Below are 1896 nucleotides of genomic sequence, written 5' to 3'. Positions count from 1 at the left end.
CACAAAATTTAAAATATGATTTAAAGGAAAGTTGGAATAAAAATGGACCAAAACTTCCAATTGAGTTTGCTAGAATATCTCAAAATGGTCGTCTAACTTTAGTTTTAAATAATGGGAGTAAATTAGTACCTACTTTATTCGTAATTTCAGAATATAGATCAATCAAAAGTGCTGTTTTGAACCTTGCAGCTAGGGAAAACTGTAAAGATACAAAGATTGGATTTTTTGAGAAAAGAAGTAAAAGATTTTATCCTGAAAATTTTCTTTTTAAAGAAATCATTGAAAAATGGATAACAGATACTGATATAGATGCCGTAATTTGGACAAACTTAGCTTCTAATTTTTTTGAAAAAACAGGGCTTCCTTTAGAAGTTGAGAATGTATTGGTTTACCTTAAAAGCTTGCCTGAAGGAGTCAAAACTATAGCAAAGAAATATGTTATAATGACTCATCCTCAAATCCAAACAAATTTTAAAGAGTTAATAGAAAAAGAGTTTCTATAATTCTTTATGTTGGTATTATAGGCATCTCATAATGGCCCCATAGTTCAAGGGATAGAATAGGAGTTTCCTAAACTCTAGATCCAGGTTCGAGTCCTGGTGGGGTCACTAATTTCGCATTTTTTTACTCCTAAAAAATCTATTCGTCTAAACATACTAGGCTAATAAACAAAACATTCCCCACTTAAACAAAGTGTTAAACATTGAATACATTTAAGTGTTTTTCTAAAGGAATATCAAGAAGTTTCGTTAAATTTATGGGTTCAAATTCCCCACTTATATGAACCTTACCGGCTATAAGCAAACCTTATTTTCATATAGAAATTATAATTCATAGCTATACTGAAACCTGTACTTTATTCCTTTATTTTGTAACAATTTAAAACCGAAAACTAATAATTATGGAAAATACGCACAACTCAACTTCACAGGGAAAGTGCCCATTTCATCACGGTGCCAACACAGGAACCGAGAGAAATGTAATGCAATGGTGGCCTAAGTCACTTAATCTCGACATTTTACACCAACATGACACTAAAACCAATCCGCTTGGTGAAGACTTCAACTATGCTGAAGAATTCAAAAAACTGGACCTGGAAGCCCTGAAAACCGACCTGAAAAATTTTATGACCGACAGTCAGGACTGGTGGCCTGCAGACTGGGGTCATTATGGCGGACTAATGATTAGAATGGCTTGGCACGCTGCCGGGACATACAGAGTAGCCGATGGCCGTGGAGGCAGTAACACCGGAAACCAACGCTTTGCCCCGTTGAACAGTTGGCCGGATAACGGCAACCTGGATAAAGCCCGAAGACTACTTTGGCCCATCAAGAAAAAATATGGAAACAAAATCTCCTGGTCAGATTTATTCATCCTTGCCGGGAACATGGCTTATGAGTCTATGGGCTTTAAAACCTTTGGCTTTGCCGGTGGACGTGTCGACATCTGGCATCCCGAAAAAGACATTTACTGGGGTTCAGAAAAAGAATGGCTGGCTGAAACCAAAAACCGCTACGAAAGTGATGAAGATCGTGAATCACTGGAAAATCCGCTTGCTGCCGTGCAAATGGGATTGATTTATGTAAATCCCGAAGGTGTTGACGGAAAACCGGATCCGCTTAGAACTGCTAAAGACGTGCGCACCACTTTCAAGCGCATGGCTATGGACGATGAAGAAACTGTTGCTTTAACCGCAGGTGGACACACCGTTGGGAAAGCACACGGTAATGGTGATGCTTCCATTTTAGGGGCCGCTCCCGAAGGAGCCAACATAGAAGATCAGGGCTTTGGTTGGTTGAACCCAAAAGGTACAGGAAATGCAGCTGATTGCGTGACCAGCGGACTTGAAGGTGCGTGGACTACTCACCCTAACCAATGGGATCACGGCTACTTTGA

2 protein-coding genes and 1 tRNA gene are annotated in these 1896 nt (G+C 39.3%); all 3 read left to right on the top strand.

Features of this window, described 5'->3' with window-relative positions:
* Window positions 1–503 (top strand): hypothetical protein (locus tag AC6F75_RS09255; RefSeq protein ID WP_500714723.1); only part of this gene is annotated, 503 nt, incomplete at its 5' end.
* A 33-nt stretch (window positions 504–536) separates the two neighbouring features.
* A tRNA-Arg gene (locus AC6F75_RS09250) sits at window positions 537–608 on the top strand.
* Window positions 609–901: 293 nt separating this feature from the next.
* Window positions 902–1896 (top strand): peroxidase family protein (locus AC6F75_RS09245; protein ID WP_500714722.1); only part of this gene is annotated, 995 nt, incomplete at its 3' end.

It is taken from the genome of Planktosalinus sp., from assembly GCF_059864935.1.
The sequence above is the reverse complement of the archived record's forward strand: the minus strand, read 5'-3'. Positions and strand labels throughout refer to the sequence as shown.